This window comes from Bradyrhizobium sp. Leo78 (assembly GCF_059512425.1).
In genome coordinates this window covers 416,111-441,330 of the sequence record NZ_JCAMOT010000002.1, presented here as the reverse complement: position 1 = coordinate 441,330, position 25,220 = coordinate 416,111, and the positions used below count along the sequence as shown (strand labels likewise).

At 64.0% G+C, this 25,220-nt stretch carries 24 protein-coding genes; 16 read left to right on the top strand and 8 right to left on the bottom strand.

Features of this window, described 5'->3' with window-relative positions:
- The first annotated feature begins 72 nt into the window (after positions 1 to 72).
- The 3 genes from AC5ZG1_RS04535 to AC5ZG1_RS04525 all read left to right on the top strand — a co-directional run bounded on the left by AC5ZG1_RS04535 (position 73) and on the right by AC5ZG1_RS04525 (position 2,545).
- A complete protein-coding gene (locus AC5ZG1_RS04535; protein WP_496132079.1) occupies positions 73 to 489 on the top strand; it encodes a helix-turn-helix domain-containing protein in 417 nt (138 codons plus the stop codon).
- Positions 490 to 710: 221 nt separating this feature from the next.
- The gene (locus tag AC5ZG1_RS04530) at positions 711 to 1,835 is read left to right on the top strand and encodes a M20 family metallopeptidase (protein ID WP_496132078.1); all 1,125 of its coding nucleotides are present in this window, start codon (positions 711 to 713) and stop codon (positions 1,833 to 1,835) included.
- Entirely contained in the window at positions 1,832 to 2,545 is a 714-nt protein-coding gene (locus tag AC5ZG1_RS04525) for a tRNA (guanine(46)-N(7))-methyltransferase TrmB (protein ID WP_496132077.1), read from the top strand. Before AC5ZG1_RS04530 ends, AC5ZG1_RS04525 begins: the two co-directional genes overlap by 4 nt.
- 96 nt (positions 2,546 to 2,641) lie before the next feature.
- Here the strand turns inward: AC5ZG1_RS04525 and AC5ZG1_RS04520 are convergent, their stop codons facing one another.
- Positions 2,642 to 3,718 (bottom strand): DUF2336 domain-containing protein, encoded by a 1,077-nt coding sequence (locus AC5ZG1_RS04520; protein ID WP_496132076.1) that lies wholly within the window; start codon positions 3,716 to 3,718, stop codon positions 2,642 to 2,644.
- Positions 3,719 to 4,159: 441 nt separating this feature from the next.
- On the opposite strand from AC5ZG1_RS04520, the gene rimP reads away from it, so the two are divergent.
- The 4 genes from rimP (at position 4,160) to infB (ending at position 10,141) form a co-directional block, all read left to right on the top strand.
- A complete protein-coding gene (rimP, locus tag AC5ZG1_RS04515) occupies positions 4,160 to 4,924 on the top strand; it encodes a ribosome maturation factor RimP (protein WP_496132075.1) in 765 nt (254 codons plus the stop codon).
- Positions 4,925 to 4,926: 2 nt separating this feature from the next.
- The gene (gene nusA, locus AC5ZG1_RS04510) at positions 4,927 to 6,537 is read left to right on the top strand and encodes a transcription termination factor NusA (protein WP_456644224.1); all 1,611 of its coding nucleotides are present in this window, start codon (positions 4,927 to 4,929) and stop codon (positions 6,535 to 6,537) included.
- 15 nt (positions 6,538 to 6,552) lie between these two features.
- Positions 6,553 to 7,239, top strand: coding sequence for an RNA-binding protein (locus AC5ZG1_RS04505; RefSeq protein WP_028168434.1), 687 nt, complete (start codon positions 6,553 to 6,555; stop codon positions 7,237 to 7,239).
- Positions 7,240 to 7,399: 160 nt separating this feature from the next.
- The gene (gene infB / locus AC5ZG1_RS04500) at positions 7,400 to 10,141 is read left to right on the top strand and encodes a translation initiation factor IF-2 (RefSeq protein ID WP_456644223.1); all 2,742 of its coding nucleotides are present in this window, start codon (positions 7,400 to 7,402) and stop codon (positions 10,139 to 10,141) included.
- A 138-nt stretch (positions 10,142 to 10,279) separates the two neighbouring features.
- On the opposite strand, the gene AC5ZG1_RS04495 is transcribed toward infB, so the two are convergent.
- Positions 10,280 to 10,453 (bottom strand): hypothetical protein, encoded by a 174-nt coding sequence (locus tag AC5ZG1_RS04495; RefSeq protein ID WP_456644316.1) that lies wholly within the window; start codon positions 10,451 to 10,453, stop codon positions 10,280 to 10,282.
- Here AC5ZG1_RS04495 and rbfA point away from each other — a divergent pair.
- From rbfA to AC5ZG1_RS04465, 6 genes are all read left to right on the top strand, one after another.
- The gene (gene rbfA / locus AC5ZG1_RS04490; protein WP_456644222.1) at positions 10,376 to 10,738 is read left to right on the top strand and encodes a 30S ribosome-binding factor RbfA; all 363 of its coding nucleotides are present in this window, start codon (positions 10,376 to 10,378) and stop codon (positions 10,736 to 10,738) included. The genes AC5ZG1_RS04495 and rbfA overlap by 78 nt on opposite strands.
- Position 10,739: 1 nt before the next feature.
- Positions 10,740 to 11,849, top strand: coding sequence for a tRNA pseudouridine(55) synthase TruB (truB, locus tag AC5ZG1_RS04485; protein WP_456644221.1), 1,110 nt, complete (start codon positions 10,740 to 10,742; stop codon positions 11,847 to 11,849).
- A gap of 2 nt (positions 11,850 to 11,851) precedes the next feature.
- Positions 11,852 to 12,121 carry a 30S ribosomal protein S15 gene (rpsO, locus tag AC5ZG1_RS04480; RefSeq protein ID WP_028168438.1) on the top strand — a complete coding sequence of 90 codons (270 nt, stop codon included), beginning with the start codon at positions 11,852 to 11,854 and terminating at the stop codon, positions 12,119 to 12,121.
- Between the two features lie 380 nt (positions 12,122 to 12,501).
- Entirely contained in the window at positions 12,502 to 14,658 is a 2,157-nt protein-coding gene (pnp, locus tag AC5ZG1_RS04475) for a polyribonucleotide nucleotidyltransferase (protein ID WP_496132074.1), read from the top strand.
- A gap of 196 nt (positions 14,659 to 14,854) precedes the next feature.
- Positions 14,855 to 15,589: a superoxide dismutase gene (locus AC5ZG1_RS04470; protein WP_496132073.1), complete on the top strand. Its 735-nt coding sequence runs from the start codon at positions 14,855 to 14,857 to the stop codon at positions 15,587 to 15,589.
- A 277-nt stretch (positions 15,590 to 15,866) separates the two neighbouring features.
- Positions 15,867 to 16,463, top strand: coding sequence for a glutathione S-transferase family protein (locus AC5ZG1_RS04465; RefSeq protein ID WP_208823420.1), 597 nt, complete (start codon positions 15,867 to 15,869; stop codon positions 16,461 to 16,463).
- Between the two features lie 96 nt (positions 16,464 to 16,559).
- Here the strand turns inward: AC5ZG1_RS04465 and fabI are convergent, their stop codons facing one another.
- From fabI to fabA, 3 genes are all read right to left on the bottom strand, one after another.
- Positions 16,560 to 17,360, bottom strand: coding sequence for an enoyl-ACP reductase FabI (gene fabI / locus AC5ZG1_RS04460; protein ID WP_496132095.1), 801 nt, complete (start codon positions 17,358 to 17,360; stop codon positions 16,560 to 16,562).
- A gap of 141 nt (positions 17,361 to 17,501) precedes the next feature.
- The gene (gene fabB, locus AC5ZG1_RS04455; RefSeq protein ID WP_130227506.1) at positions 17,502 to 18,725 is read right to left on the bottom strand and encodes a beta-ketoacyl-ACP synthase I; all 1,224 of its coding nucleotides are present in this window, start codon (positions 18,723 to 18,725) and stop codon (positions 17,502 to 17,504) included.
- Positions 18,726 to 18,768: 43 nt separating this feature from the next.
- On the bottom strand, positions 18,769 to 19,290 hold the full coding sequence (gene fabA, locus AC5ZG1_RS04450; protein ID WP_027580962.1) for a 3-hydroxyacyl-[acyl-carrier-protein] dehydratase FabA: 522 nt from the start codon (positions 19,288 to 19,290) through the stop codon (positions 18,769 to 18,771).
- Positions 19,291 to 19,610: 320 nt separating this feature from the next.
- Here fabA and irrA point away from each other — a divergent pair, with 320 nt between their 5' ends.
- A complete protein-coding gene (gene irrA / locus AC5ZG1_RS04445) occupies positions 19,611 to 20,099 on the top strand; it encodes an iron response transcriptional regulator IrrA (RefSeq protein WP_028167278.1) in 489 nt (162 codons plus the stop codon).
- 181 nt (positions 20,100 to 20,280) lie between these two features.
- On the opposite strand, the gene AC5ZG1_RS04440 is transcribed toward irrA, so the two are convergent.
- Positions 20,281 to 20,808, bottom strand: a complete 528-nt coding sequence (locus AC5ZG1_RS04440; protein WP_028167279.1) for an SH3 domain-containing protein — start codon at positions 20,806 to 20,808, stop codon at positions 20,281 to 20,283.
- Between the two features lie 329 nt (positions 20,809 to 21,137).
- Between AC5ZG1_RS04440 and AC5ZG1_RS04435 the strand changes: the two genes are divergently transcribed.
- Complete coding sequence (locus tag AC5ZG1_RS04435) at positions 21,138 to 22,139, top strand: 2-hydroxyacid dehydrogenase (protein WP_496132072.1); 1,002 nt, start codon at positions 21,138 to 21,140, stop codon at positions 22,137 to 22,139.
- Between the two features lie 92 nt (positions 22,140 to 22,231).
- Here the strand turns inward: AC5ZG1_RS04435 and AC5ZG1_RS04430 are convergent, their stop codons facing one another.
- The gene (locus tag AC5ZG1_RS04430; RefSeq protein WP_496132071.1) at positions 22,232 to 23,149 is read right to left on the bottom strand and encodes a LysR family transcriptional regulator; all 918 of its coding nucleotides are present in this window, start codon (positions 23,147 to 23,149) and stop codon (positions 22,232 to 22,234) included.
- Positions 23,150 to 23,269: 120 nt separating this feature from the next.
- Here AC5ZG1_RS04430 and AC5ZG1_RS04425 point away from each other — a divergent pair, with 120 nt between their 5' ends.
- Positions 23,270 to 24,271, top strand: a complete 1,002-nt coding sequence (locus AC5ZG1_RS04425; RefSeq protein WP_496132070.1) for an aldo/keto reductase — start codon at positions 23,270 to 23,272, stop codon at positions 24,269 to 24,271.
- Positions 24,272 to 24,274: 3 nt separating this feature from the next.
- Here AC5ZG1_RS04425 and AC5ZG1_RS04420 read toward each other — a convergent pair whose 3' ends face one another.
- The gene (locus tag AC5ZG1_RS04420; protein ID WP_496132069.1) at positions 24,275 to 25,075 is read right to left on the bottom strand and encodes a HesA/MoeB/ThiF family protein; all 801 of its coding nucleotides are present in this window, start codon (positions 25,073 to 25,075) and stop codon (positions 24,275 to 24,277) included.
- Positions 25,076 to 25,220 lie beyond the last annotated feature (145 nt).

Here is a 25,220-nt window from a genome sequence, read left to right as displayed (position 1 = left end):
GCGCCTGGGGCATACTCCATACCCGTTTTGCCTCATTCGCCGGGCGCGTAGTCCTTCCAGGAGAGTCCGAAGATGTCTACCAAAGCGCCCAATCCTGTTGACAAATATGTCGGCAGCCGTGTCCGCATGCGGCGGATCATATTGGGCATGAGCCAGGAAAAGCTGGGAGAAAAGCTCGGCCTCACCTTCCAGCAGATTCAGAAATATGAGAAGGGCACCAACCGCGTCGGCGCCAGCCGGCTGCAGCAGATATCCGAGATCCTGCAGGTGCCGGTCTCGTTCCTGTTCGACGGCGGACCGAGCGGCTCGACAACCCCGGAAGGCTTCAGCGAAGGCGCTTCGCCCAGCTACGTTTCCGACTTTCTCGCAACCTCGGAAGGGTTGGCGCTGACGCGCGCCTTCACGCGCATCGCCGACGCCAAACTCCGCCGCAGCATCGTCGAGCTGGTCGAGCAGATCGCCGCTCGCGAAGGCCCCGACAAGCGTTGATCGGCGTCGTCATTCCTGCGACATGGCGATTGACGCGCCCGCCGGTGCGGGCGCATGACGTCGGTTCAATCGTTCTTGGATCATGATCCGATTAGACCGAATCGGATCATGATCTCACCTCTTTGTTTGAGCATGATCTTCCCACGCAAACGCTTCGCGTTAGTCGCGAGGGAAAATCGGTTTCCACTTTTCCGGATCATGCTCCAGATGCCGGCGCGCCAATGACAACGACATCATTTAATCCTGCGGAGATTCTCGACGGCATCCGCCGCTGGGTGGAGATCGAAACGCCGACAGAGGCGCCCGAACAGGTCAACAAGCTCGCCGATCTGGTCGCCGAAGGCTATCGCAGCCTGCCGGCCACCCTCGAGCGAATCGCCGGCCAGAAAGGATGCGGCGATCATCTCGTCGCACGCTCGGCCTGGGGCCAGGACGCGCCGGGAATCCTGGTGCTGAGCCATCTCGATACGGTGCACCCTCTCGGATTCATCCAGCGCCTGCCATTTTGCATCGACGGCGACAGCGCCTTCGGTCCCGGCATCTACGACATGAAGGGCGGTGCCTATCTCGCCTACCACGCCTTCAGGGAAGTTTGCGCCAATGGCGCGCGGGCGCCGCTCGGCGTGACCCAGCTCTACGTTTCCGATGAGGAGATCGGCAGCCCGACCTCGCGGGCGCTGATCGAAGCCGAGGGCCGCAAAGCCAAATATGTGCTGGTGACAGAGCCGGCACGCGACGGCGGCAAGATCGTCACCGGGCGCAAGGGCGTCGCGCGCTTCGAGATCTTCGTCAAGGGAGTGCCCGCGCATGCCGGCACGCGCCCCGAGGACGGCCGCAGCGCGATCCGCGAGCTCGGCAACATCATCCAGACGCTGGAGGCGATGAACGATCTGGCGCGCGGCGTCACCGTCAATGTCGGCGTGGTCAAAGGCGGCACCAAGCCGAACGTGATCGCGGAAGAGGCCTATGCCGAGGTCGACACGCGCGTGCCGACGATTGCCGACGCTGAAGAGCTGGTGCCGAAGATTCTCAATTTGAAATCGCGGACCGACGGCGTCAGCGTGCATGTGGTCGGCGAATTGAACCGGCCGCCTTATGAGAAGACCAACGCCGGCGCGGCGCTCTACGAGCACGCCAGGGCGCTCGCAGCCGAGATCGGTTTCGACCTCGTCGACACCTCGACCGGCGGCGGTTCCGACGGCAATTTCACGGCGCTGCATACGGCGACGCTCGATGGCCTCGGCGTCGACGGCAAGGGCGCGCATACCCATTACGAGCAGATGTACATCTCATCGATCGAGCCGCGCGCGCGGCTGCTGCATCGGCTGTATCAGACGCTGCGATGATGACGCCTTCCCGCGATCAGGAGCGCGACGCGCATGCGCAAGGCTCGTTCTTCGGACGGCGCAAGGGCCACAGACTGCGCGCCCATCAGGCCGACCTGATCGAGCATCTGCTGCCGCATCTGGCGCTCGACATCGCAAGCCCGGCGCCGGCCAGCCTGACCGAACTGTTCGATGACAACGTCGAGGATGTCAGGCTCGAGATCGGATTTGGCGGCGGCGAGCATCTCGCCGCCGAGGCCCGCGCGTTTCCGAATATCGGCTTCATCGGCTGCGAGCCCTATGTCAACGGGATGGCCAAGATCCTGACCCAGATCGAGGCGCACAATATTGGCAACATCCGCCTGTTCGCAGGCGACGCCGCCGAGCTGCTCGCCTGGGCGCCGTCAGGGTCGATGCGGCGCATCGACCTGATCCATCCTGATCCCTGGCCGAAGCGGCGGCACTGGAAGCGCCGCTTTGTCCAGGATGCCACCGTTGCAGCAATGGCGCGCATCCTCAAAGCAGGCGGCGAATTCCGCTTCGTCAGCGACATCGACGATTACTGCGCCTGGACGCTATGGCACCTGATGCGCTCGCCCGATTTCACTTGGCTGGCTGAACGCGCCTCGGACTGGCAGGCTCCCTGGCCCGACTACACGATGACGCGCTATGGCGCCAAAGCCGAGCGCGAGGGACGCAAGGCGACGTATCTGCGGTTTCGCAGAATTTGACGCGCGTCATTCCGGGGCGCGCGCAGCGAAGCAATCCATAGCACCGCAAGTGAGACGTGGATTGCTTCGCTGCGCTCGCAATGACGAGGAGCAAGACTACCGCGTTTTCCAGAAGTCCACGACGCGCTGGGCGGTGGAGGGCATCAGGCGGGTGAAGTTCAGCCGCGCGCTCTCGATATCGGCTGGCGACGGCACGCGGTTGGGGCCGAGCCGGAGCAGGATCAGCGCGCGCACGGTGGCCCATTCGAGACCGATGGTCTTGCCCGCGATCAGAATCGGATCGTAGCGGTCGCCGGTGATCAGGCGATCGAGCGTTGCGATCTTGACGCCGGTCATCGCGGCCAGCGCGCACACCGCTTCCTCGTATTTGAACGACTTGGCGAAATCGAGCAGCGCGATTTCGTTCAATTGATTGGCGTGATGCAACGCGAGGATCGTGCGCTGGGCCGGCGTGAAATCGCGTGCGCTGTCGACCTTCTCGCTCATGCCGTTGAGCTCGCTGATCGCCTGCTTGATCGCGGCCTGCCGCTCCGGCTTGACCACGTCGAACAGGCGGCGGCGGACGATCTCGACGGAGCCTGCCACCAGCGTCTTCAACTGCTCGGGCGACAGATCCGCGCGCTGACCGACGGCAAGCGTCAGCACGCTGTCCTGGCTGGCGCGCCGGATCAGCGTCGAATAGCCGCTCGTCGAGAATTCGGCGCCGGCATTGCCGGCCGCGCGCCTGACGACGTCGCGATCGCCGCGGCGGACGATGACGTCGGTCAGATCGGCCGAGAGCGTCGGCCGTTCCGCCATCGCCAGCAGATGCTTCTGCCCGTTCGCGCGCGCGATTTCGACCAGGACCTGCTCGTCGATGACAGGCGACCGGCGCAAGAGCGGTCCTGCGATCGCGATCTCGTCCTCGCGCGCAAGCTGCCCGATCAGGCTGCGCGGCGCATTCGACAGCAGCGACAGGCGTTCGGCGAGCTGCGCCCGCGCGTCGCGCTCGGCATGGGGGACGAGGCTGGTCAGGACGCCGTCGAACAGATCGACATGGTCGGTACTGAAACTGGCCGCACCCTGCAGGAACAGTTCGCCGATCCGGCGCGCGGCGTCGGCACGGCGCCCGGGGTCACCGGTGCGGACGATCTCGTCGAGTTCAGGGATCAGCGCAGTCGCTGTCGTCGTCATAAGCCTACCCAAACCGGCCCGCCGTGCCGGTTTTTGCGGCGCAATCTAGGTGGCGTTCGTGAACGAAGCGTTAGACATTCGCACCCAACTTTCCGATAGCGCAAATTTGCTCAGCAGCGGTCTCTGGCCCTTGCCGGACGGGCGGAAAAGCGCTATATCGGCAGCGACTTAAAGTTCTCATACGATCCGTATTGAGGGTGGGCCCTTCCGGACCCGCTCTTTTTTATTACCCGAACGAACCCGGCTGAGCCTGGTCCGCTTTGGGTAGCGCAACCAGAGCATGAACCCGAACGGCGGAAGCCTGTTGTCCGCAAGGATCATGCTCAAACACGAGAGATAAGATCATGGCCCGATCAGCGTGATCGTATCATGATCGGACACCGGTCTAGGGCCGGCTAACCAACAAGACCGACAGCTCAAGACGTATCTTTGACCCTCGATATGACCGATCCAACCGCTGGTTCCGTCAATGCCGAATTGCTCGCCGAGCCGCGGCTCGTGGTCGAGCCCGGCGCCGCGGCGCGCGTGTCGGCAGTTGCCACCCCGGTCCTGCAGGGACTGGGCTACCGCCTGGTGCGCATCAAGATCACCGGCGATGCCGGCTGCACCGTCCAGATCATGGCGGAACGGCCGGACGGCTCGATGCAGCTCGAGGATTGCGAGGCGATCTCGCGGGCGCTGTCACCGGTGCTCGACATCGCCGATCCCATCGACCGGGCCTATCGGCTGGAGATCTCGTCGCCGGGCATCGACCGCCCCTTGGTGCGGCGGTCGGATTTCGAGCGCTATGCCGGCCACCTCGTCAAGATCGAGATGGCGGTGGCGCATCAGGGCCGCAAGCGGTTCCGCGGCACCCTGAATGGTGTCGAGGGCAACGCGGTGCGGCTACATCGGGATGACACACGCGAGGGCGAAGATGCGGAGACCTTGCTGGTGATGGAAGACATCGCCGAAGCAAGGCTGGTGCTGACCGACGAGCTGATCGCCGAATCGATGCGGCGCGGCAAGGCTCAAGAGCGCGAGCTGCGCCGCGAATTGGGGCTAGCCCCGCCACAACCCGCGCATGCGAAAAAAAGCGATCCGAGCAAGAGCCATAAGCCGAAACAAGGGACCGGCAAGAAGCCGGCCCCGAAGAACACCAAACAACACCGCCTCGCCGCCGAACGGCTGCGCCGGGGCGAGACCGAGCCTGACGAAGGAGACTAGCCATGGCAGTCAGCGCCAATCGACTTGAACTGCTGCAGATCGCCGACGCCGTCGCGCGCGAAAAATCGATCGACCGCGGCATCGTGATTGCCGCGATGGAGGATGCCATCGCGAAAGCGGCGCGCGCCAGGTACGGCAGCGAGACCGACGTCCACGCGGAGATCGACCCCAAGAAGGGCGAACTCCGCCTGTCGCGCCACATGCTCGTGGTCGACGTGGTCGAGAATGCTTCCAACCAGATCTCGCTCGCCGACGCCCAGCGCGCCAATCCCGGCGCCCGTGTCGGCGACACCATCGCCGACACGCTGCCGCCGCTCGAATACGGCCGCATCGCTGCGCAGTCGGCCAAGCAGGTGATCGTGCAGAAGGTGCGCGAGGCCGAGCGCGACCGGCAATACCAGGAATTCAAGGACCGCATCGGCGACATCGTCAACGGCGTCGTCAAGCGCGTCGAATATGGCAGCGTGATCGTCGACCTCGGCCGTGGCGAGGCCATCATCCGCCGCGACGAGATGCTGCCGCGCGAAGTGTTCCGCAACGGCGACCGCGTCCGCGCCTATATCTTCGACGTCCGCCGCGAGACGAGGGGCCCGCAGATATTCCTATCGCGCACCCATCCGCAATTCATGGCGAAGCTGTTCGCGCAGGAAGTGCCCGAGATCTATGACGGCATCGTCGAGATCAAGGCAGTGGCCCGCGATCCCGGCTCGCGCGCCAAGATCGGCGTGATCTCGCGCGATTCGTCGGTCGATCCGGTCGGCGCCTGCGTCGGTATGCGCGGTTCGCGCGTGCAGGCCGTGGTCAACGAATTGCAGGGCGAGAAGATCGACATCATCCCGTGGTCGCCCGACATCGCGACCTTCGTCGTCAACGCGCTGGCGCCCGCCGAAGTTGCCAAGGTTGTGATCGACGAGGACCGCGAGCGCATCGAGGTCGTGGTGCCCGACACCAACAACCAGCTTTCGCTGGCGATCGGCCGCCGCGGCCAGAACGTCCGCCTCGCCTCGCAGCTCACCGGCTGGGATATCGACATCCTGACCGAGCAGGAAGAGTCCGAGCGTCGTCAGGCCGACTTCGAGAATTCGACCCGCGTCTTCATGGAGGCGCTCAATGTCGACGAAGTCGTCGGCCAGCTCCTGGCGTCGGAAGGCTTCACCTCGGTCGAGGAACTGGCGCTGGTGGATGTGAAGGAACTCGCCGGCATCGAAGGCTTCGACGAGGAAACCGCGACGGAACTGCAGAACCGCGCCAGGGAATATCTGGAGCAGCTCGAGGCCGAGCTGGAAGCCAAGCGCAAGGAACTCGGCGTCGAGGATGCCATGAAGACGGTCCCCGGCATCACCGCGAAGATGCTGGTCAAGCTCGGCGAGAACGACGTCAAGACCGTCGAGGATCTCGCCGGCTGCGCCACCGACGATCTGGTCGGCTGGACCGAGCGCAAGGACGGTGGCGAACAGACCAAGCATGCCGGGTTCCTCGACGGGATCGATATCTCCCGCGAGGACGCCGAGGCGATGATCATGCAGGCCCGCGTAAAGGCCGGCTGGATCACCGAGGCCGACCTCGCCAAGCAGAATGCCGAGGCGGAAGCCGCCGAAGAACCGACGGCGTAAGGAGATGGCCCGCGTATGCTCGCAATGGCTGACCCCGATCTGGATCATGGGCCGCGGACCGAAAAGTCCGCGACCATGCGGATGTGCGCGGTCAGCCGCGAGGTGCGTCCGATCGACGAGCTGATCCGCTTCGTCGTCGCCCCCACCGGCGAGGTGATCGCCGATGTGAAACGCAAGCTGCCGGGGCGAGGCCTCTGGCTTTCGGCCTCGCGCCGCACGGTTGCGGAAGCGGTCCGGCGTCACCAGTTTAGTCGGGGATTCAAGCGCGACGTCCGCGTCGCGGCGACTCTGCCCGATGATACCGAAGCGCTGCTGGTTCGCAGCAGCCTCGAGGCGCTGGCGATGGCCGCCAAGGCCGGCCAGGTCGTTTCCGGCTTCGGCAAGGTCGAGGACGCGTTGTCGCAGCGGGAAAGACCCCTAAGTCTGATCCATGCTTCCGATGCGGCCCCCGACGGCGTCCGCAAATTGGACGCGATCCTGCGGCAAAGGGGCCGAAAAGATGAAGATTCGCCGAAAATATCTGTCGTCACCGCGCTGACATCGGCAGAATTGGATTTGGCACTGGGCCGGTCAAATGTGATACATGCTGCCCTGCTCGCGGGCCCGGCGAGCAAGACGTTCCTGTCGCGCTGCCAGCTTCTGGTCCGATACCGGATGGCCGACGACGACAAGACCGCCGATGCGGCCAGAAATTCTAGCTAGAGCATGATCGGGAAAAGGGGAAACCGGTTTTCCGAAAAGATCATGTTCAAACAACAAGATGGAGCGGGATGACGGTCCGAGGACAGTCATTTCGGTCTTTTGGAACTGCGACGATAACGCGTGCGAAAAGGCACAACGCTAACGAGATTAGGACTGCTGAATGGTTGATACCAAAACCCCTGGCGACAAGACTTTGAGTGTCCCGAGCAAGACCTTGACGCTGAAGCCACGCGTCGAGACGGGCACCGTGCGCCAGAGCTTCAGCCATGGCCGCAGCAAGCAGGTTGTGGTCGAAAAGCGCGGCAAGCGCCGCGTCGGTGGTGACGGCCCCGGAACCGAGCCGCATGCGCCCGAGCCTGTCGTGGCCAAGCCCGCGCCGACGCCGGCCAGGCCACCGTCCGGCCGCTCCGGCGGGTCTTCCCCATCGCAGCGCAACGCCGGCGGATCGGGCGTGGTGCTGCGCAGCCTGACCGAGGACGAACGCTCGGCCCGCGCCAGCGCACTCGCCGACGCCCGGCAGCGTGAGGTCGAAGAGCGCCAGCAGGCCGAAGAGGAAGCCAAGCGCCGCGCCAGCCGCGAAATCGCCGAGCGCGCCGAGCGCGAAGCCGCCGAAGCCCGCCGGCTGGCCGAAGAGGAACGTCATCGCCAGGAAGAGGAAGCCAAGCGCAAGGCCGAGATCGAGGCCAAGCGGCGCTTTGGCGAGGGCGAAGCGAAGCCCGCCGCGGCAGCCAAGCCAGCGGCCGCAGCAGCCCCTGCGCCGGCGGCTCCGGCCCGTACCCCATCGACCCCGGGCCGCACATCTGCGGCCCCGGGACGCACGTCAGCGACCCCTGGACGCACGTCAGCGACCCCGGCACGTACACCAGCGTCGGCTCCAGCGGCGAAGGCGCCGGGCGTCGCCGCAGAGCCCGATGAAGACGAGGGTCCGCGGCAGGTTCGCCGTGGCCCGGGTGGTGCCATGCGCCCCGTGGCCGCCCCGAAGACCACCCACAAGCCGGGTCCGCAGAAGGAGCGTGGCCGCCTGACGGTTGTCACCGCGCTCAACGCCGACGACGTGCGCGAACGCTCGATCGCGTCCTTCCGCCGCCGCACCCAGCGCCTCAAGGGCATCAGCGCGAACGAGCCGAAGGAAAAGCTGATCCGCGAAGTCACGATCCCGGAAGTCATCACCATCCAGGAACTCGCCAACCGCATGTCCGAGCGCGCGGTCGACGTCATCCGCATGCTGATGAAGCAGGGCGCGATGCACAAGATCACCGACGTGATCGATGCCGACACCGCGCAACTGATCGCCGAAGAACTGGGTCACACGGTCAAGCGCGTGGCTGCGTCCGACGTCGAGGAAGGCCTGTTCGACGTCGTCGACGATTCCACCGATACCGAGCCGCGTTCGCCGGTCGTCACCGTCATGGGCCATGTCGACCACGGCAAGACTTCGCTGCTCGACGCGCTTCGTCACGCCAACGTGGTCTCCGGCGAAGCCGGCGGCATCACCCAGCATATCGGCGCCTATCAGGTGTCTTCGCCGGAAAGCGGCACGAAGATCACCTTCATCGACACGCCCGGTCACGCCGCGTTCACCGCGATGCGCGCGCGCGGCGCCAAGGTCACCGATATCGTGGTGCTGGTGGTCGCGGCCGATGACGGCGTGATGCCGCAGACGGTCGAAGCGATCAATCACGCCAAGGCCGCCAGGGTTCCGATCATCGTCGCGATCAACAAGATCGACAAGCCGGACGCGCGGCCCGAGCGCGTGCGCACGGAATTGCTGCAGCATGAGGTGCAGGTCGAATCGCTCGGCGGCGAAGTCGTCGATGTCGAGGTCTCCGCCAAGAACGGGACCAACCTCGACCGGCTGCTCGAAATGATCGCGCTGCAGGCCGAAATCCTCGACCTCAAGACCAACTCGCAGCGTCCGGCCGAAGGCACCGTGATCGAGGCCAAGCTCGACCGCGGCCGTGGTCCGGTGGCGACCGTGCTGGTGCAACGCGGCACGCTCATGGTCGGCGACATCATCGTCGCCGGCGCCGAGATGGGCCGCGTCCGTGCACTGATCTCGGACCAGGGCGAGAATCTCGACGAAGCCGGTCCGTCCGTGCCGGTCGAGGTGCTCGGCTTCAACGGTCCGCCGGAAGCCGGCGATCGGCTTGCGGTGGTGGAGAACGAAGCCCGCGCCCGCCAGATCACGAGCTACCGTGCGCACCAGAAGCGCGAGAACGCCGCCGCCTCGATCTCGGGCATGCGCGGCTCGCTCGAGCAGATGATGTCACAGCTCAAGACCGCGGGCCGCAAGGAATTCCCGCTGATCGTGAAGGCCGACGTGCAGGGCTCGCTGGAAGCGATCCTAGGCTCGCTGGAAAAGCTCGGCACCGAGGAAGTCGCCGCCCGCATCCTGCATGCCGGCGTCGGCGGCATCTCGGAATCCGACGTCACGCTGGCGGAAGGCTTCAACGCCGCGATCATCGGCTTCTCGGTACGCGCCAACAAGGAGGCGGCCGCCGCCGCCAAGCGCAACGGCATCGAGATCCGCTACTACAACATCATCTACGATCTCGTGGATGACATCAAAAAGGCGATGTCCGGCCTGCTCGCGCCGACCCTGCGCGAGACCATGCTCGGCAACGCCCAGATCCTGGAGGTGTTCAACATCTCCAAGGTCGGCAAGGTCGCCGGCTGCCGCGTTACCGACGGAACGGTCGAACGCGGTGCCAATGTCCGCCTGATCCGCGACAACGTCGTCGTGCATGAAGGCAAGCTGTCGACGCTGAAGCGCTTCAAGGACGAAGTGAAGGAAGTCGTCGCCGGCCAGGAATGCGGCATGGCGTTCGAGAACTACGGCGACATGCGTGTCGGCGACGTGATCGAGTGCTACCGTATCGAAACGATCCAGCGCTCTCTGTAAGTCCAAGTCTTACGAAGCGCGGGAATTTCGAGCTGAACCGTCATGCCCCGCCACCGGGTCTCGCCTTCGGCGAGCCCGATGACAGGCTCCGGCCGGGGCATCCAGTATTGCAATTGGTGCTAGGCACAAAATACTGGATCACCCGCTTTCGCGGGTGATGGCGACAATTTGGGATTTTAGATAATGCCCCGTCATCAGAAGAAGAGTTCCGCCGCCGGCGGCTCGCAACGTCAATTGCGCGTCGGCGAGACCGTGCGCCATGCGGTTGCCGAGATTCTCTCGCACGGTGATGTCCACGATCCGGATCTTCAAGGCCACATCATCACCGTTCCCGAGGTGCGAATGTCGCCGGACCTGAAGCTCGCGACCATTTATGTAATGCCGCTCGGCGGACGCGACACCGAGACCGTGATTACTGCGCTCGACCGCAACAAGAAATTTCTCCGCGGCGAGATCGCGCACCGCGTTAACCTGAAATTTGCACCTGACATCCGCTTCCGCGTCGACGAACGATTCGACGAAGCGGAACGTATCGAGAAATTACTGAGAACACCTGCGGTGCAACGCGATCTTGCACCCGATTCGGACGACGAGTGAGATGACCGTGACGACCGCAAACCCCGTGATCGAATCGCAAGACGTCGATTCGCATGCGGATGAAGAAAAAATTTCGGCGCCTGCGCGCGGCAACGAGACGCGTCGCGTCAACAACGATCCGCGCCAGAAGCAGAAGCAGCAGGGCAACCAGCCGCGGCGCGACAAGCGCGACGTCCATGGCTGGGTCGTGCTCGACAAGCCGATCGGCATGACGTCGACGCACGCCGTCGCGGTGCTGAAGCGCCTGTTCCAGGCCAAGCGCGCCGGGCACGCCGGCACGCTCGATCCGCTCGCCTCGGGTGGGCTGCCGATTGCGCTCGGTGAAGCCACCAAGACGGTTCCGTTCGTCATGGAGGGCCGCAAGCGCTATCGCTTCACGGTGGCCTGGGGCGAGGAACGCGACACCGACGACATCGAGGGCCGCGTGGTCGAGACCAGCGAACTTCGCCCCTCGGCCGAATCAATCCAGGAATTGCTGCCGTGCTTCACCGGCGTGATCGAGCAGGTCCCCCCGCAATATTCCGCGATCAAGGTCCAGGGCGAGCGGGCCTATGATTTGGCACGGGACGGCGAGAAGGTCGAATTGCAGCCCCGGCCGGTCGAGATCCACGAATTAACCCTGGTGGAACACGGAGATAGCGGCCAGTCCGTGTTCGAGGCCGAGTGCGGCAAGGGAACCTATGTTCGTGCTTTGGCCCGGGACATGGGGCGGATTCTCGGCTGTTTCGGCCATATCTGCGCGCTCAGGCGGACCGTTGTCGGTCCGTTTACCGAAAGCGACATGATTCCGCTGGAAGAATTGGAGGCTTTGTGCAATAGAGCCGCGTCTGGCGAGGGCAGCCTCGCCGACGCGCTTTTGCCCGTTGAGACCGCGCTGGACGACATCCCGGCACTGGCCGTCACACGGGCGGATGCGGCAAGGCTCCATCGGGGCCAAGCCGTTTTGTTGCGCGGACGGGATGCGCCCAATAGTAGCGGCACAGTCTATGTCACGGTGGCAGGCCGGCTTCTCGCGCTTGCCGAGATTGGCAATGGCGAAATCATCCCCAAGCGCGTGTTCAACCTGACCGGACTGACTGCCAGTTCGGCTCGCAACCATGGAAGTATTTGACGATGTCGATTACCGCCGAACGTAAAGCGGAAGTCATCAAGACGAATGCCCTCAAAGCCGGCGACACCGGCTCGCCCGAGGTTCAGGTCGCGATCCTGTCGGAACGCATCAGCAACCTTACCGAGCACTTCAAGACCCACGGGAAGGACAACCATTCACGCCGCGGCCTATTGAAGCTCGTGTCGACGCGACGCTCTCTCCTCGACTACATCAAGAAAAAGGACGAGGCGCGTTACAAGGCATTGCTAGAAAAGCATAACATTCGTCGTTGATTTCAAGACTACGCGCGCAAGATTAGCGCGCGTTTTCGCATGATCTTCCGAGAGACCGGAGTTTCAACCGTTCGGAGACGATCATGCGCAAGAGCATGAACGTGACGACCGCATGTCGCACACACTCATGCTCAAGCCTCGAGCATGACCCGGTTTTCCGGAAAGACCATGCTCAAACCTAAAGTGCCCAGCAGCAATCCGGCCGCCGGGCGGGGCAAGATGCCCGTATGAACGAAAGGATGGACACCATCCGGAACTTGAGAACCATGGCAGGATCGCCGGATACTGATCACGACTTGCGATCAGTGTCTCGCCATCTTGCGCATGGTTTTTGCGTTTTGGGGGCCCGCTCTTTCGTGAAACCATGAAAGAAGACCAAAATGTTTACGACCCATTCCGTGGAGATCGACTGGGGCGGACGTCCGCTCAAGCTTGAAACCGGAAAGATCGCCCGGCAGGCCGATGGCGCCGTTATGGCGACCTATGGCGAGACCGTGGTGCTTGCCACCGTCGTCGCCGCCAAGACGCCCCGCGAAGGCGTCGACTTCCTGCCGCTGACGGTCGACTACCAGGAGAAGGCCTATGCCGCGGGCCGCATCCCCGGCGGCTACTTCAAGCGCGAGGGCCGGCCGACTGAGAAGGAGACGCTGGTCTCCCGCCTGATCGACCGCCCGATCCGCCCGCTGTTCGTCGACGGCTGGCGCAACGAGACGCAGGTGATCATCACCACCCTGTCGCATGACATGGAGAACGATCCGGACATTCTGGCGATGGTTGCCGCTTCCGCGGCGCTGACGCTGTCCGGTGTGCCGTTCAAGGGCCCGATTGGCGCGGCCCGCGTCGGCTTCGCCAACGACGAATATGTGCTGAACCCGACGCTGGACGAGATGAACGAGACCCAGCTCGATCTCGTCGTCGCCGGTACCGCGGACGCCGTGCTGATGGTGGAATCGGAAGCCAAGGAGCTGAACGAAGACGTCATGCTCGGCGCCGTGATGTTCGGCCACCGCCACTTCCAGCCGGTCATCAACGCGATCATCGAGCTCGCCGAGAAGGCCGCGAAGGAGCCGCGCGAGATCACCCCGATCGACAATTCGGCGATCGAAAAAGATATGCTCGGCCTGATCGAGCAGGAGTTGCGCACCGCTTACGCTATACCGATCAAGCAGGAGCGCTATGCCGCGGTCGGTGCCGCCAAGGAAAAGGTGATGGCGCACTTCTTCCCGGAAGGGCAGGAGCCGAAATATGACAAGCTGCGCGTCGCCGACGTGTTCAAGGAGCTGGAAGCGAAGATCGTCCGCTGGAACATCCTCGACACCGGCAAGCGCATCGACGGCCGCGACGTCAAGACGGTGCGCAACATCGTCGCCGAAGTCGGCGTGCTGCCGCGCGCCCACGGTTCGGCGCTGTTCACCCGCGGCGAGACCCAGGCGATGGTCGTGACCACGCTCGGCACCGGCGAGGATGAGCAGTACATCGACGCGCTGTCCGGAACGTACAAGGAGACGTTCCTGCTGCACTACAACTTCCCACCCTACTCGGTCGGCGAGACCGGCCGCCTCGGCGGCACCAAGCGTCGCGAGATCGGCCACGGCAAGCTCGCCTGGCGCGCGATCCATCCCGTGCTGCCACCGCACCATGAATTCCCCTACACGGTGCGCGTGGTGTCTGAAGTCACAGAGTCCAACGGCTCATCGTCGATGGCCTCGGTCTGCGGCGCCTCGCTGGCACTGATGGATGCCGGCGTGCCGCTGAAGCGGCCGACCGCCGGTATCGCGATGGGCCTGATCCTCGAAGATCAGCGCTTCGCGGTGCTCTCGGACATCCTCGGCGACGAGGATCATCTCGGCGACATGGATTTCAAGGTCGCCGGCACCGACCAGGGCATCACCTCGCTGCAGATGGATATCAAGATCGAGGGCATCACCGAGGAGATCATGCGCGTCGCGCTTGGCCAGGCCAAGGAAGGACGCATTCACATCCTCGGCGAGATGTCCAAGGCACTGACCGCGGCGCGCGCCGAGCTCGGCGAATACGCACCGCGCATCGAGACCTTCAAGATCCCGACGGACAAGATCCGCGAAGTGATCGGCACTGGCGGCAAGGTGATCCGCGAGATCGTCGAGAAGACCGGCGCCAAGATCAACATCGAGGACGACGGCACCGTGAAGGTCGCCTCCAACGACGGCGAGGCGATGAAGGCTGCGATCAAGTGGATCAAGTCGATCACCTCCGAGCCGGAGATCGGCCAGATCTACGAGGGCACCGTAGTCAAGGTGATGGAGTTCGGCGCCTTCGTGAACTTCTTCGGCGCCAAGGACGGCCTCGTCCATATCAGCCAGCTCGCGGCCAACCGCGTGCAGAAGACCTCCGACGTCGTCAAGGAAGGCGACAAGGTCAAGGTCAAGCTGCTCGGCTTCGACGACCGCGGCAAGACGCGGTTGTCGATGAAGGCGGTCGACCAGGAGACCGGCGAGGATCTGGAGGCCAAGCAGAAGACCGACGCGCCAGCGACGCGCGAGGCGGCAGGCGAGTGAACGCTTCTACACAATGGAATTGCTAAAAAAGGGCGGCCTTGACGGCCGCCCTAAGTTTATGTGGGGCTTTGCAAATCAACCGTGGCTGATGGCCATGTGCGGTTTGGCCGCGATTTCGTGATCACCTTTGTCGGAACCGCTTCACGTCCTGCGCCTACAATAAGACACCATGCTTTCCTTAAGCCCGGAGGTCACGATGTCATTCCTGTCCCGCCGCCGCCTGATGATGGCCGCAACCGGCCTCGTCGCCGCAGCCGCTTCGCCGCGAATGGCGTTCGCGCAAGGCTCGGCCCAGCCGCCTGCCGGTCCGTTCAAGGTGGATCCGCTGCCCTATCCCGCCAATGCGCTGGAGCCGCATATCGATGCGCTGACGATGCAGATCCATCATGACAAGCATCACCAGGCCTATGTGAACAACGTCAACGCGATCGCCAAAGATCATCCGCAGATCGCCGAAAAGCCCGTCGCGGATGTGCTCGCCAATCTGAACAAAGTGCCCGAGGCGGTCCGCACCGGCGTCCGCAACAATCTCGGCGGCCACGCCAACCACACCATGTTCTGGCAGATCATGGGACCGAATGGCGGCAAGCCGGAAGGCGAGGTGCTCGCCGCGATCGACCGCGATCTCGGCGGAATGGAGAAACTACGGACCGACTTCAACGCGGCCGGCGGACGCGTGTTCGGTTCGGGCTGGGTGTTCGTCACCGTGACCAAGGACGGCAAGCTCGCACTCGAGACCCGGCCGAACCAGGACAGCCCGCTGATGGACGGCAAACGCACACTGTTCGGCAACGACGTCTGGGAGCACGCTTACTATCTGCATTACCAGAATCGCCGCCCTGACTATCTGCAGGCCTGGTGGAACACGGTGAACTGGAAGGCGATCGGCGACCGCTACGCGGCCGCAAAGGCAGGCACGCTCGGCGTGTAGTCCACGCGCGACAGAGCAGTCTCACGCGGCCGGGGGGCGCGATATCGTCTCCGGCCGCTTCGCTGCACCGCCGAACTTCATGAGCAAGCTTCCCTTCACGGCGCCCCAGGGCTTCGGTTCTGATTGAACCAGAACCGAAGCTCTGGACTCTTGTTTTGACGCATTTTCTTCACGCGAACCGGCGCCCACTTCGCTCGAAAACGCTCTAGAATTGGCCGTTGCCAATGCAAGCGTTCGGAGCGATGAACGCGTCTTCGCCCGTGAAAGGTTCAGCCCCATGATCCAGCTCTATTGGTCGCCTCGTTCGCGCTCGTTCACCTGCCTGTGGCTGATGGAAGAAACCGGACTGCCGTATGAGCGCGTGCTGACCGACATCTCGACCGGCGCGCAGAAGGCGCCGGAGTTCCTGAAGGTCAATCCGATGGGCAAGGTGCCGGCCTTGAAGGACGGCGACGTCGCGCTCGGCGAAGCTGCTGCGATCTGCGCCTATATTGCGGATCGTTATCCGGAGAAGAAGCTCGCGCCGGCGCTGAACGATCCGAAGCGCGGGCGATATCTGCAGTACCTGTTCTTCGCGCCGAGCTGCATCGAGCCGGCGCTGATCCAGATCTTCACCAAGCTCGAGGTGCCCGCCAGCACCGCCGCATGGGGCACCGCGACACAGGTGTTCGACGTACTCGACACCGAGCTGCAGAAGGGACCGTGGATTCTCGGCGAGGACTTTTCCGCCGCCGATATCGTGGTCGGCTCTGGCCTGAACTATGCGGTGCGGCTGTTCAAGATGGTGCCGTCGCGGCCGTCCTTCGAGGCCTATATCGATCGTTGCACCGCGCGTCCGGCATTCCAGCGCGCGGAGAAGATTGCCGCGGGTTAGCTCTTGTAGGGTGGGCAAAGCGCAGCGTGCCCACCATTCACGATCGGTGCAAGAGAAGGTGGGCACGCTTCGCTTTGCCCACCCTACGATTTCGAGCTACTCCGCCTTCAGGTCTTCCGGGCGCGGCATCGAGATCACGTTGTAGCCGGAATCGACGTAATGGATTTCGCCGGTGACGCCGCCGGAGAGATCGGACAGCAGATAGAGCGCGGAACCGCCGAGCTCATCAAGCGTCACGCCGCGGCCGAGCGGTGAATGCTTCTGCTGAAACGCGAACATCGCGCGTGCATCGCCGATGCCCGAGCCGGCGAGCGTGCGCACCGGACCCGCTGAAATCGCGTTGATGCGGATGGCGCGGGAGCCGAAATCGGCGGCGAGATAGCGCACCGAGGCTTCCAGCGCCGCCTTCGCGACCCCCATCACGTTGTAATTGGGCATCACGCGCATCGAGCCGCCGAAGGTCAGCGTAATCATGGCGCCGCCGGTTTCCGGCATCAGCTCGGCTGCGCGCTCGGCCAGTTCGGTGAACGAAAAGCAGGAGATCAGCATGGTGCGCGAGAAGTTCTCGCGCGTGGTGTCCGCATAGCGGCCCTTCAGCTCGTTCTTGTCGGAGAAGGCGACGGCATGGACGAGGAAATCGAGCTGACCCCATTTCTCGCGCAAGGCTGCGAACACCGCATCGACGCTGGCGAGATCCTCGACATCGCAGGGCAGCACCGTGTCGACGCCGAGCGACTGCGCCAGCGGCTTGACGCGCTTGCCGAGCGCCTCGCCCTGATAGGTGAAGGCGAGCTCGGCGCCCTGCGCATGGAGCGTCCTGGCAATGCCCCAGGCGATCGAATGATCATTGGCGACGCCCATGATCAGTCCGCGCTTGCCTTTCATCAGGTCCTGCATCGTACTCACCACTCTCTTTCTTCGTCATGCCCGGGCTTGTCCCGGGAATCCACGCGCTTTCGGCGCCTATGGCAAAGACGTGGATGGCCGGGACGAAGCCCGGCCATGACGGTGAATCAGCCAGTCAACTGGCTAACAATCTCACGCATCCAGCCGCTTGAACACCAGCGTCGCGTTGGTGCCGCCGAAGCCGAACGAATTCGACAACACGGTGCCGAGCTTCGCATTGTCGATGCGCTTGCGCACGATCGGCATGTCGGCGAACACAGGGTCGAGCTCGGTGATATGCGCGCTCTCGCAGATGAAGCCGTTGTTCATCATCAGAAGCGAATAGATCGCCTCCTGCACGCCGGTGGCGCCGAGCGAATGGCCGGTCAGCGCCTTGGTCGCCGAGATTGGCGGGCATTTCTCGCCGGTGCCGAACACCTTGCGGATCGCCTCGATCTCCGGCGGATCGCCGGCAGGCGTCGAGGTCGCGTGCGGATTGATGTAATCGATCGGAGTATTCACCGTCGACAGCGCCATGCGCATGCAGCGCTCGGCACCTTCGCCCGAGGGCGCCACCATGTCGTAGCCGTCGGAGGTCGCGCCATAGCCGACGATCTCGGCATAGATGCGTGCACCGCGCGCCTTGGCGTGCTCCAGCTCTTCCAGCACCACGACGCCGGCGCCGCCGGCGATGACGAAACCGTCGCGGTTGATGTCGTAGGGGCGAGAGGCGGTGGCCGGCGTATCGTTATATTTCGACGACATGGCGCCCATGGCGTCGAACAGCACCGACAGCGTCCAGTCGAGTTCCTCGCAGCCGCCGGCGAAGATCACGTCCTGCTTGCCCATCTGGATGATCTCGGAGGCATTGCCGATGCAGTGGTTAGACGTCGCGCAGGCCGAGGAGATCGAATAGTTCACGCCCTTGATTTTGAACCAGGTCGCAAGCGTTGCGGAAGCGGTCGACGACATGCCCTTGGGAACCGCGAACGGACCGACCCGCTTCGGGCCCTTGGTGCGCGCGATGTCGGCGGCCTCGACCAGGGTCCGCGTCGACGGCCCGCCCGAACCCATGATGATACCGGTGCGCTCGTTGGAGACTTCGTCCGCCTCGAGCCCGGCATCGCGGATCGCCTGCTCCATCGCCACGTGATTCCATGCCGCACCGTCGGCCAGAAACCGCATCGCGCGGCGATCGATCACCTCAGCCGGCTTGAGCGTCGGCGCGCCTTGCACCTGCGAACGGAAGCCGAGCTCGGCGTATTTCTCCGCTCGGGAAATCCCGGACTTCGCCTCGTGAAGGCTCGCAAGCACTTCCTGGGTGTTGTTTCCGATGGACGAGACAATGCCCATCCCGGTGATGACAACCCGCCTCATGATCGCCTCGCCCTGCCGTTAGTTTTCTGTGCGATGGTTTCGGTCACGCCGGGGCCGTGCCCTGCTTGAACAGCCCAACCTTCAAATCCTTCGCGCGATAAATAATCTCGCCATCCATGGAAAGCCAGCCATCGGCAATGCCGAGCACCAGCCTCGAGCGCATCACGCGCTTAATATCTACGTTGTACACAACCTTGCGCACATTCGGCAGAACTTGGCCGCCGAACTTCAGCTCGCCAAGACCGAGCGCCCGCCCGCGTCCTTCGCCGCCGATCCAGCCGAGGTAAAAGCCGACCATCTGCCACATCGCATCCAGGCCGAGACAGCCGGGCATGACGGGATCGTTCTTGAAGTGGCAGCCGAAGAACCAGAGATCCGGTTTCACATCGAGCTCGGCGCGCACCAGTCCCTTGCCGAACTCGCCACCGGTCTCGGAGATCTCGCTGATGCGGTCGAACATCAGCATCGGCGGCAACGGCAATTGGGCATTACCGGGACCGAACATCTCGCCCCTGCCGCACGCCAGCAAATCCTCGTACTCATAACCGCTGCGCCGTTCCAGCATCCTCTTTCCACTCTCCTCAATGTCCCGGTGAAGCGCTCTCGAACGAACCGGACCGTTTCCCCGGCGGGACAAGATTCCCCGCAACGCGGCGCTACCTTGGGTGCGAACGGCGTCTCTACCGAATTCGCATATGTGGTCCGCGCGCTCTGTAACATAGGCATGAAGGCGCGGCAAAGTGTCGGAATGGGTTAAATTGCTGCATCCCCAGAGGGTTCCGGTCGGGCCGACTTCGCCGGCCCCAGTTGCGAGAAACTTGCATCTGAAGGATTTCCTTCTTATAGTCTTTGGAATATTGCCCGAGTTAGGTGTCTAGAGTGCATATGAGCGACGAAGTTCCGCATGTGAGCGATGACGCTAGTCAGATCGCCCGCGGCCCGGGTCATCAGCCGGCGCTGACCGGCTGCCCATGGCATGACGTCAATGAAATGCTGCAGGCGGCAGGCCTTCGGCCGACCCGTCAGCGCATGGCGCTGGGCTGGCTCCTGTTCGGCAAGGGTGCCCGCCATCTGACCGCAGAAATGCTTTACGAGGAGGCGACGCTCGCGAAGGTTCCGGTGTCGCTGGCCACCGTCTACAACACGCTGAACCAGCTCACCGATGCGGGCCTGCTGCGCCAGGTCAGCGTCGACGGCACCAAGACCTATTTCGACACCAACGTCACCGCGCATCACCATTTCTACCTCGAGAACAACCACGAGCTGGTCGACATTCCCGACCCGCATCTGGTGCTCTCCAAGATGCCGGATATCCCTGAAGGCTACGAGATCGCGCGCATCGATATGGTCGTGCGGCTGCGCAAGAGGCGCTGAGCGCCACGTAGCTGTCGTCCCGGGCTTGATCCGGGACCCATAACCGCGAATTTTCGTTGTTTGAGAGCGGCGTCTTCCGGCAGCGCGTTATTGCGAGATGACGCGGTATGGGTCCCGGCTCGCGCGGAGCCTGTCATCGTTCGCGCGACCCGTTGGCTTGGCCGGGACGACACCGTAAAATTCAGTCCACCTTCTCGTCGGCGTAGACGCCCCACAGGCGCTGCTGCTCGATCCAGCCGTCGAAGCCGTTGCCGGTGACGCGGCACCAGCTATTGGCGCATTTCCTCACCTGCGCGATGACGCCGGCCTGCAGCCGCGCAGCGACCGCGCTCGTCGCATCCGGACGATCGTAGAGCGACGCCAGGTCGTCCTTGTGCTTCATCGTGACGACCGCAGTGCGGCGGCCCGACAGCAGCGAATGATAGACCCAACCTTCGGCGCCTTCGGAATCGCGCACCCGGCGCCAGTTCTCGAACTCGGCGGTGATTTCGACCGGCAGGCCGGAGCGGGTATAGACCCAGGCGACGTCATTGTCCTTGGTCGGGCCGGCGCGGACGTTCACATGATCGGACTTGAGGCTGACGTAACGGGGTATCGGCAGGCCGCTGGTGGTCGGACTTGCATCCTTGGCCGAATGTCCTGGAGATACCGAGGTGCCGAGCATGCACCCAACCAGCATCGCCAACCAACTCAACCGCCCCAACGCCATCAACTCGTCTCCTACTGAGAACGCCAACTCAAGTTCTGCGAGTTGAACCGGTGAACGCCCAGAACCCCAGACCCTTGCGCCGCGCGTCGATGCCCCAGCCCGTCTTGCCGAGGGGTTCTTGTGTTGGCCCGGTCTTCTGCTAGAGAGGACGGAACGTTGAGAACCAGAACGCCCGACTTTTCCTTGGAAACCCGAGGCAATCATCGGGGAACCTAGGGAAACGTGAAGGAAACGCCGGGACCGCGCAGCAACCGCAGTTTCGAACAACCGGGTTAATGAGGCCTGAACGGCGAAGCCTTTGACGGGCCGAAGCCTCATGAGAGCAGAACATGTCGGTTAAGAAGAAGCCTCTCGTCGTCGTCACCCGCAAGCTGCCGGATTCGATCGAGACCCGGATGCGCGAATTATTCGACGCAAGGCTCAATCTCGACGACACCCCGATGACGTCGGAGCAGATCGCGGAAGCTGTGCGCACCGCTGACGTGCTGGTGCCGACCGTCACCGACCTGATCCGCGAGGACGTTCTCAACCAGGGTGAATCCAAGCTGCGGCTGATCGCCAATTTCGGCAACGGCGTCGACAATATCGACGTCACGGCGGCGCACGCGCGCGGCATCACCGTGACCAACACGCCGAAGGTGCTGACCGAAGATACCGCCGACATGACCATGGCGCTGATCCTGGCGGTGCCGCGACGGATGATCGAGGGCGCCTCGATCCTGACCGAAGGCAAGCACTGGCCGGGCTGGTCGCCGACCTGGATGCTCGGCCATCGCATCGGCGGAAAACGGCTCGGCATCATCGGCATGGGCCGCATCGGCCAGGCGGTCGCGCGCCGCGCCCGCGCCTTTGGCCTGCAGATCCATTATCACAACCGCCGCCCGGTGGCGCCGCGCATCGCCGACGAGCTTGGCGCCACCTATTGGGAAAGCCTCGACCAGATGCTGGCGCGGATGGACATCCTCTCGGTGAACTGTCCGCATACGCCTGCGACCTTCCACCTGCTTTCCGCGCGGCGGCTGAAGCTGATCCGCAAGGACGCCTATATCGTCAACACCGCGCGCGGCGAGGTGATCGACGAGGACACGCTGGTCAAGCTGATCGAAGCCGGAGAGATCGGCGGCGCCGGCCTCGACGTCTATGAGCACGAGCCTGCGGTCAATCCGAAGCTGGTGCGGCTCGCCAAGGCGGGCAAGGTGACGCTGCTGCCGCATATGGGCTCGGCCACCATCGAGGGCCGCGTCGAGATGGGCGAGAAGGTGATCATCAACATCCGCACCTTCCTCGACAACCACAAGCCGCCGGATCGCGTGCTGCCGAGCATGTTGTAGCCACCACCTCGGTGTCGTACCCGCGAAGCGGACTTGTAGCCCGGATGGAGCCATTGGGCGCGCCTTCGCGCGACCCGCTGGCCCCATCCGGGCTACGGGACCTTCCTCCGCCGTTCCCGCTTGCGCCACTCCGCAACGAACGCCACGAAGGCGGCGAGCGCGGGCGGCGTTTGGCGGCGGCTCGGATAGTAGAGAAACGGGCCCGGGAACGGCGCGCACCAATCGTCGAGCACGCTGACCAGCGCGCCGGATTTGACGCCGTAGCGCACGTATCCCTCGAACGTGGCCCAATATCCGACGCCGTCATGGACGGCGCGCAGCGCAAGCCCGAGATAGGTTGCGATCAGCTTGGCCGGCGGCGACACCTTGACGACGCGTCCTGCTTTTTCGAACTCCCAATCATGCATCGCGCCGCTGCCGAAGCGGGTGCGGATACAGGGATGGTCGAGCAGATCCTTTGGCTGCGTCGGCCGGCCATGCTGCGCGACATAGTCGCGCGAGGCCACGACTGCGTAGCGTTGCGGCGGCCCAAGCGATACCGCGATCATGTCCTGCGCGAGATGCTCGCCATAGCGCACGCCGGCATCGAACCCTTCCGCGACGATGTCGACGAACGCGCTCTCGGCGATGATCTCCAGATCGACTTGCGGATGTTTTGCCAGGAACGGCGCCACCATCGGCGCCAGCACCAGGTCGATAGCCGGCGGCGGCGCATTGATGCGCAGGCGACCTGAGGGCACGCCGCGTAAGCCGCGCACCTGATCGAGCGCCGCGCAGACGTCGCGCATCGCAGGGCCCACGCGCGCAAGCAACAATTCACCGGCCTCGGTCAGCGCCACGCTGCGCGTGGTGCGGTTCATCAGGCGCACGCCGAGCCGCTCCTCCATGTCGCGCAGCCGCTGGCTGAGGCTGGAGACCGAGACGCGCTGCTCCAGCGCCGCGCGCCGAAAATTCTGCGTGCGGGCCACAGCGAGGAAGGCTTTGAGGTCGCGAAGGTCGAAATCCTGCATTGTTCGCTATAGTGAACAAGCCATTCTCAATTGTCCAGCTTATCGAAATAATCAACGCGGCGCATATCCGCCTCGTCACGCGCGGCATCCATCCGCCGCCCATTTCGAGGAGAAGCTGCCATGGAAAAACGCAAACTCGGCTCAACTGGCCCGGAGGTCTCGGCCATCGGCCTCGGCTGCATGGGCATGTCGGATTTCTACGGCCCCGCCGACCGCAACGAGAGCATCGCCACGATCCATGCGGCGCTCGATGCCGGAATCACGCTGCTCGACACCGGCGACTTCTATGGCATAGGCCACAATGAGATGCTGATCGCCGAAGCGCTTGCCGGCCACAGCCGCGACAATCTGCAGATCTCGGTCAAGTTCGGCGCGCTGCGCGATCCCAACCGGGGTTTTCTCGGCTACGATAGCCGGCCAGTCGCGGTGAAGAACTTTGCCGCCTATTCGCTGCAGCGGCTCCGCACCGACCATATCGACATCTATCGGCCGGCGCGGCTCGATCCCAGCGTGCCGATCGAAGAGACCGTCGGCGCGATCGCTGACCTGATCAAGGCCGGGCACGTCAGGCATATCGGCCTTTCGGAAGTCGGCTCGGAGACCATCCGCCGCGCGCACGCCGTGCATCCGATCGCCGATCTGCAGATCGAATATTCGCTTGTAGCGCGCGGCATCGAGGACGACATCCTGAAGACCTGCCGCGAGCTCGGCATCAGCATCACGGCTTACGGCGTCCTGGCGCGCGGCTTGATCAGCGGCCACTGGTCGAAAGAGCATTCCGGCCCGCAGGATTTCCGCCTGCTGAGCCCGCGTTTCCAGGCCGGCAATATCGACACCAACCTGGCGTTGGTGGGTTCACTTCGCGCCATCGCCAGGGACGTCGGCGCATCTCCGGCGCAGGTCGCGATTGCCTGGGTCGCCGCGCAGGGCAAGGATATCGTGCCGCTGGTCGGTGCCCGCCGCCGCGACCGTCTCACCGAGGCGCTCGGCGCGCTCGAGGTGAAACTGACGGATGCGCATCTCGCCGCGCTGGCAAACGCCTTTCCGCCCGGCGTCGCCGCCGGCGGCCGCTATCCGGAGGAGCACTTGAAGCACATGGACAGCGAGAAGCGCGCTTCGTGACACTCAAAGATGCCCGCTCAGATCGGTGATGACAGGGTTGTCACCGTTGAGCGGATTCGCCGGATCGCGCGCGTAACGCAGAGTCTCGAAGCGCATCGCGCGCGCATCCACCATCAAGAGGCGCCCGACCAGGCCCTCGCCGAAGCCGACGATCTCGCGGATCGCCTCCAGCGCCATCATAGAGCCCAGCATGCCGGCGAGCGCGCCCATCACGCCGGCTTCCGCGCAGGCCGGCACCGTGCCGGGCGGCGGAGGTTCGGGAAACAGGCAGCGATAGGTCGGATTGAACTCGCCGGCGGCATTCTTCTCATGTGCGCGGATCGTGGTCAGCGAGCCGTCGAATACGCCGAGCGCGGCCGTGATCAGCGGCTTGCCGGCGAGGAAGCAGGCATCGGAGACGAGATAGCGCGTCTCGAAATTGTCGGAGCCGTCGAGCACGAGGTCATAGCCGCCGATCAGCGACATCACGTTATCAGCGTCGAGCCGCACCGCATGCGCCTCGAAATTGACATGCGGATTGAGCGCATGGATCTGCTCGGCGGCGCTGTCGACCTTGCGTTTGCCGATGTCCGGCGTCGCATGGATGATCTGGCGCTGCAGATTGGAGAGCGACACGATATCATCATCGACGACCCCGAGCGTGCCGACGCCGGCCGCCGCCAGATACATCAGCGCCGGCGCGCCAAGGCCGCCGGCGCCGATCACCAGCACCGAAGCCTCCTTCAGCGCCGTCTGCCCGGGCCCGCCGACTTCGCGCAGCACGATGTGGCGGGCGTAGCGTTCGAGTTCGTCAGCACTCAGCATTGTTGCTTACATCCTTATCGCCACCGCCAAACCCTCATGGTGAGGAGCCGCGAAGCGGCGTCTCCTGACGATGCTATCGCATCGCCGGGCGAACCATGAGGCCCGGACCTCGCCCGTGGCCCATCCTTCGAGACGGCCGCTTCGC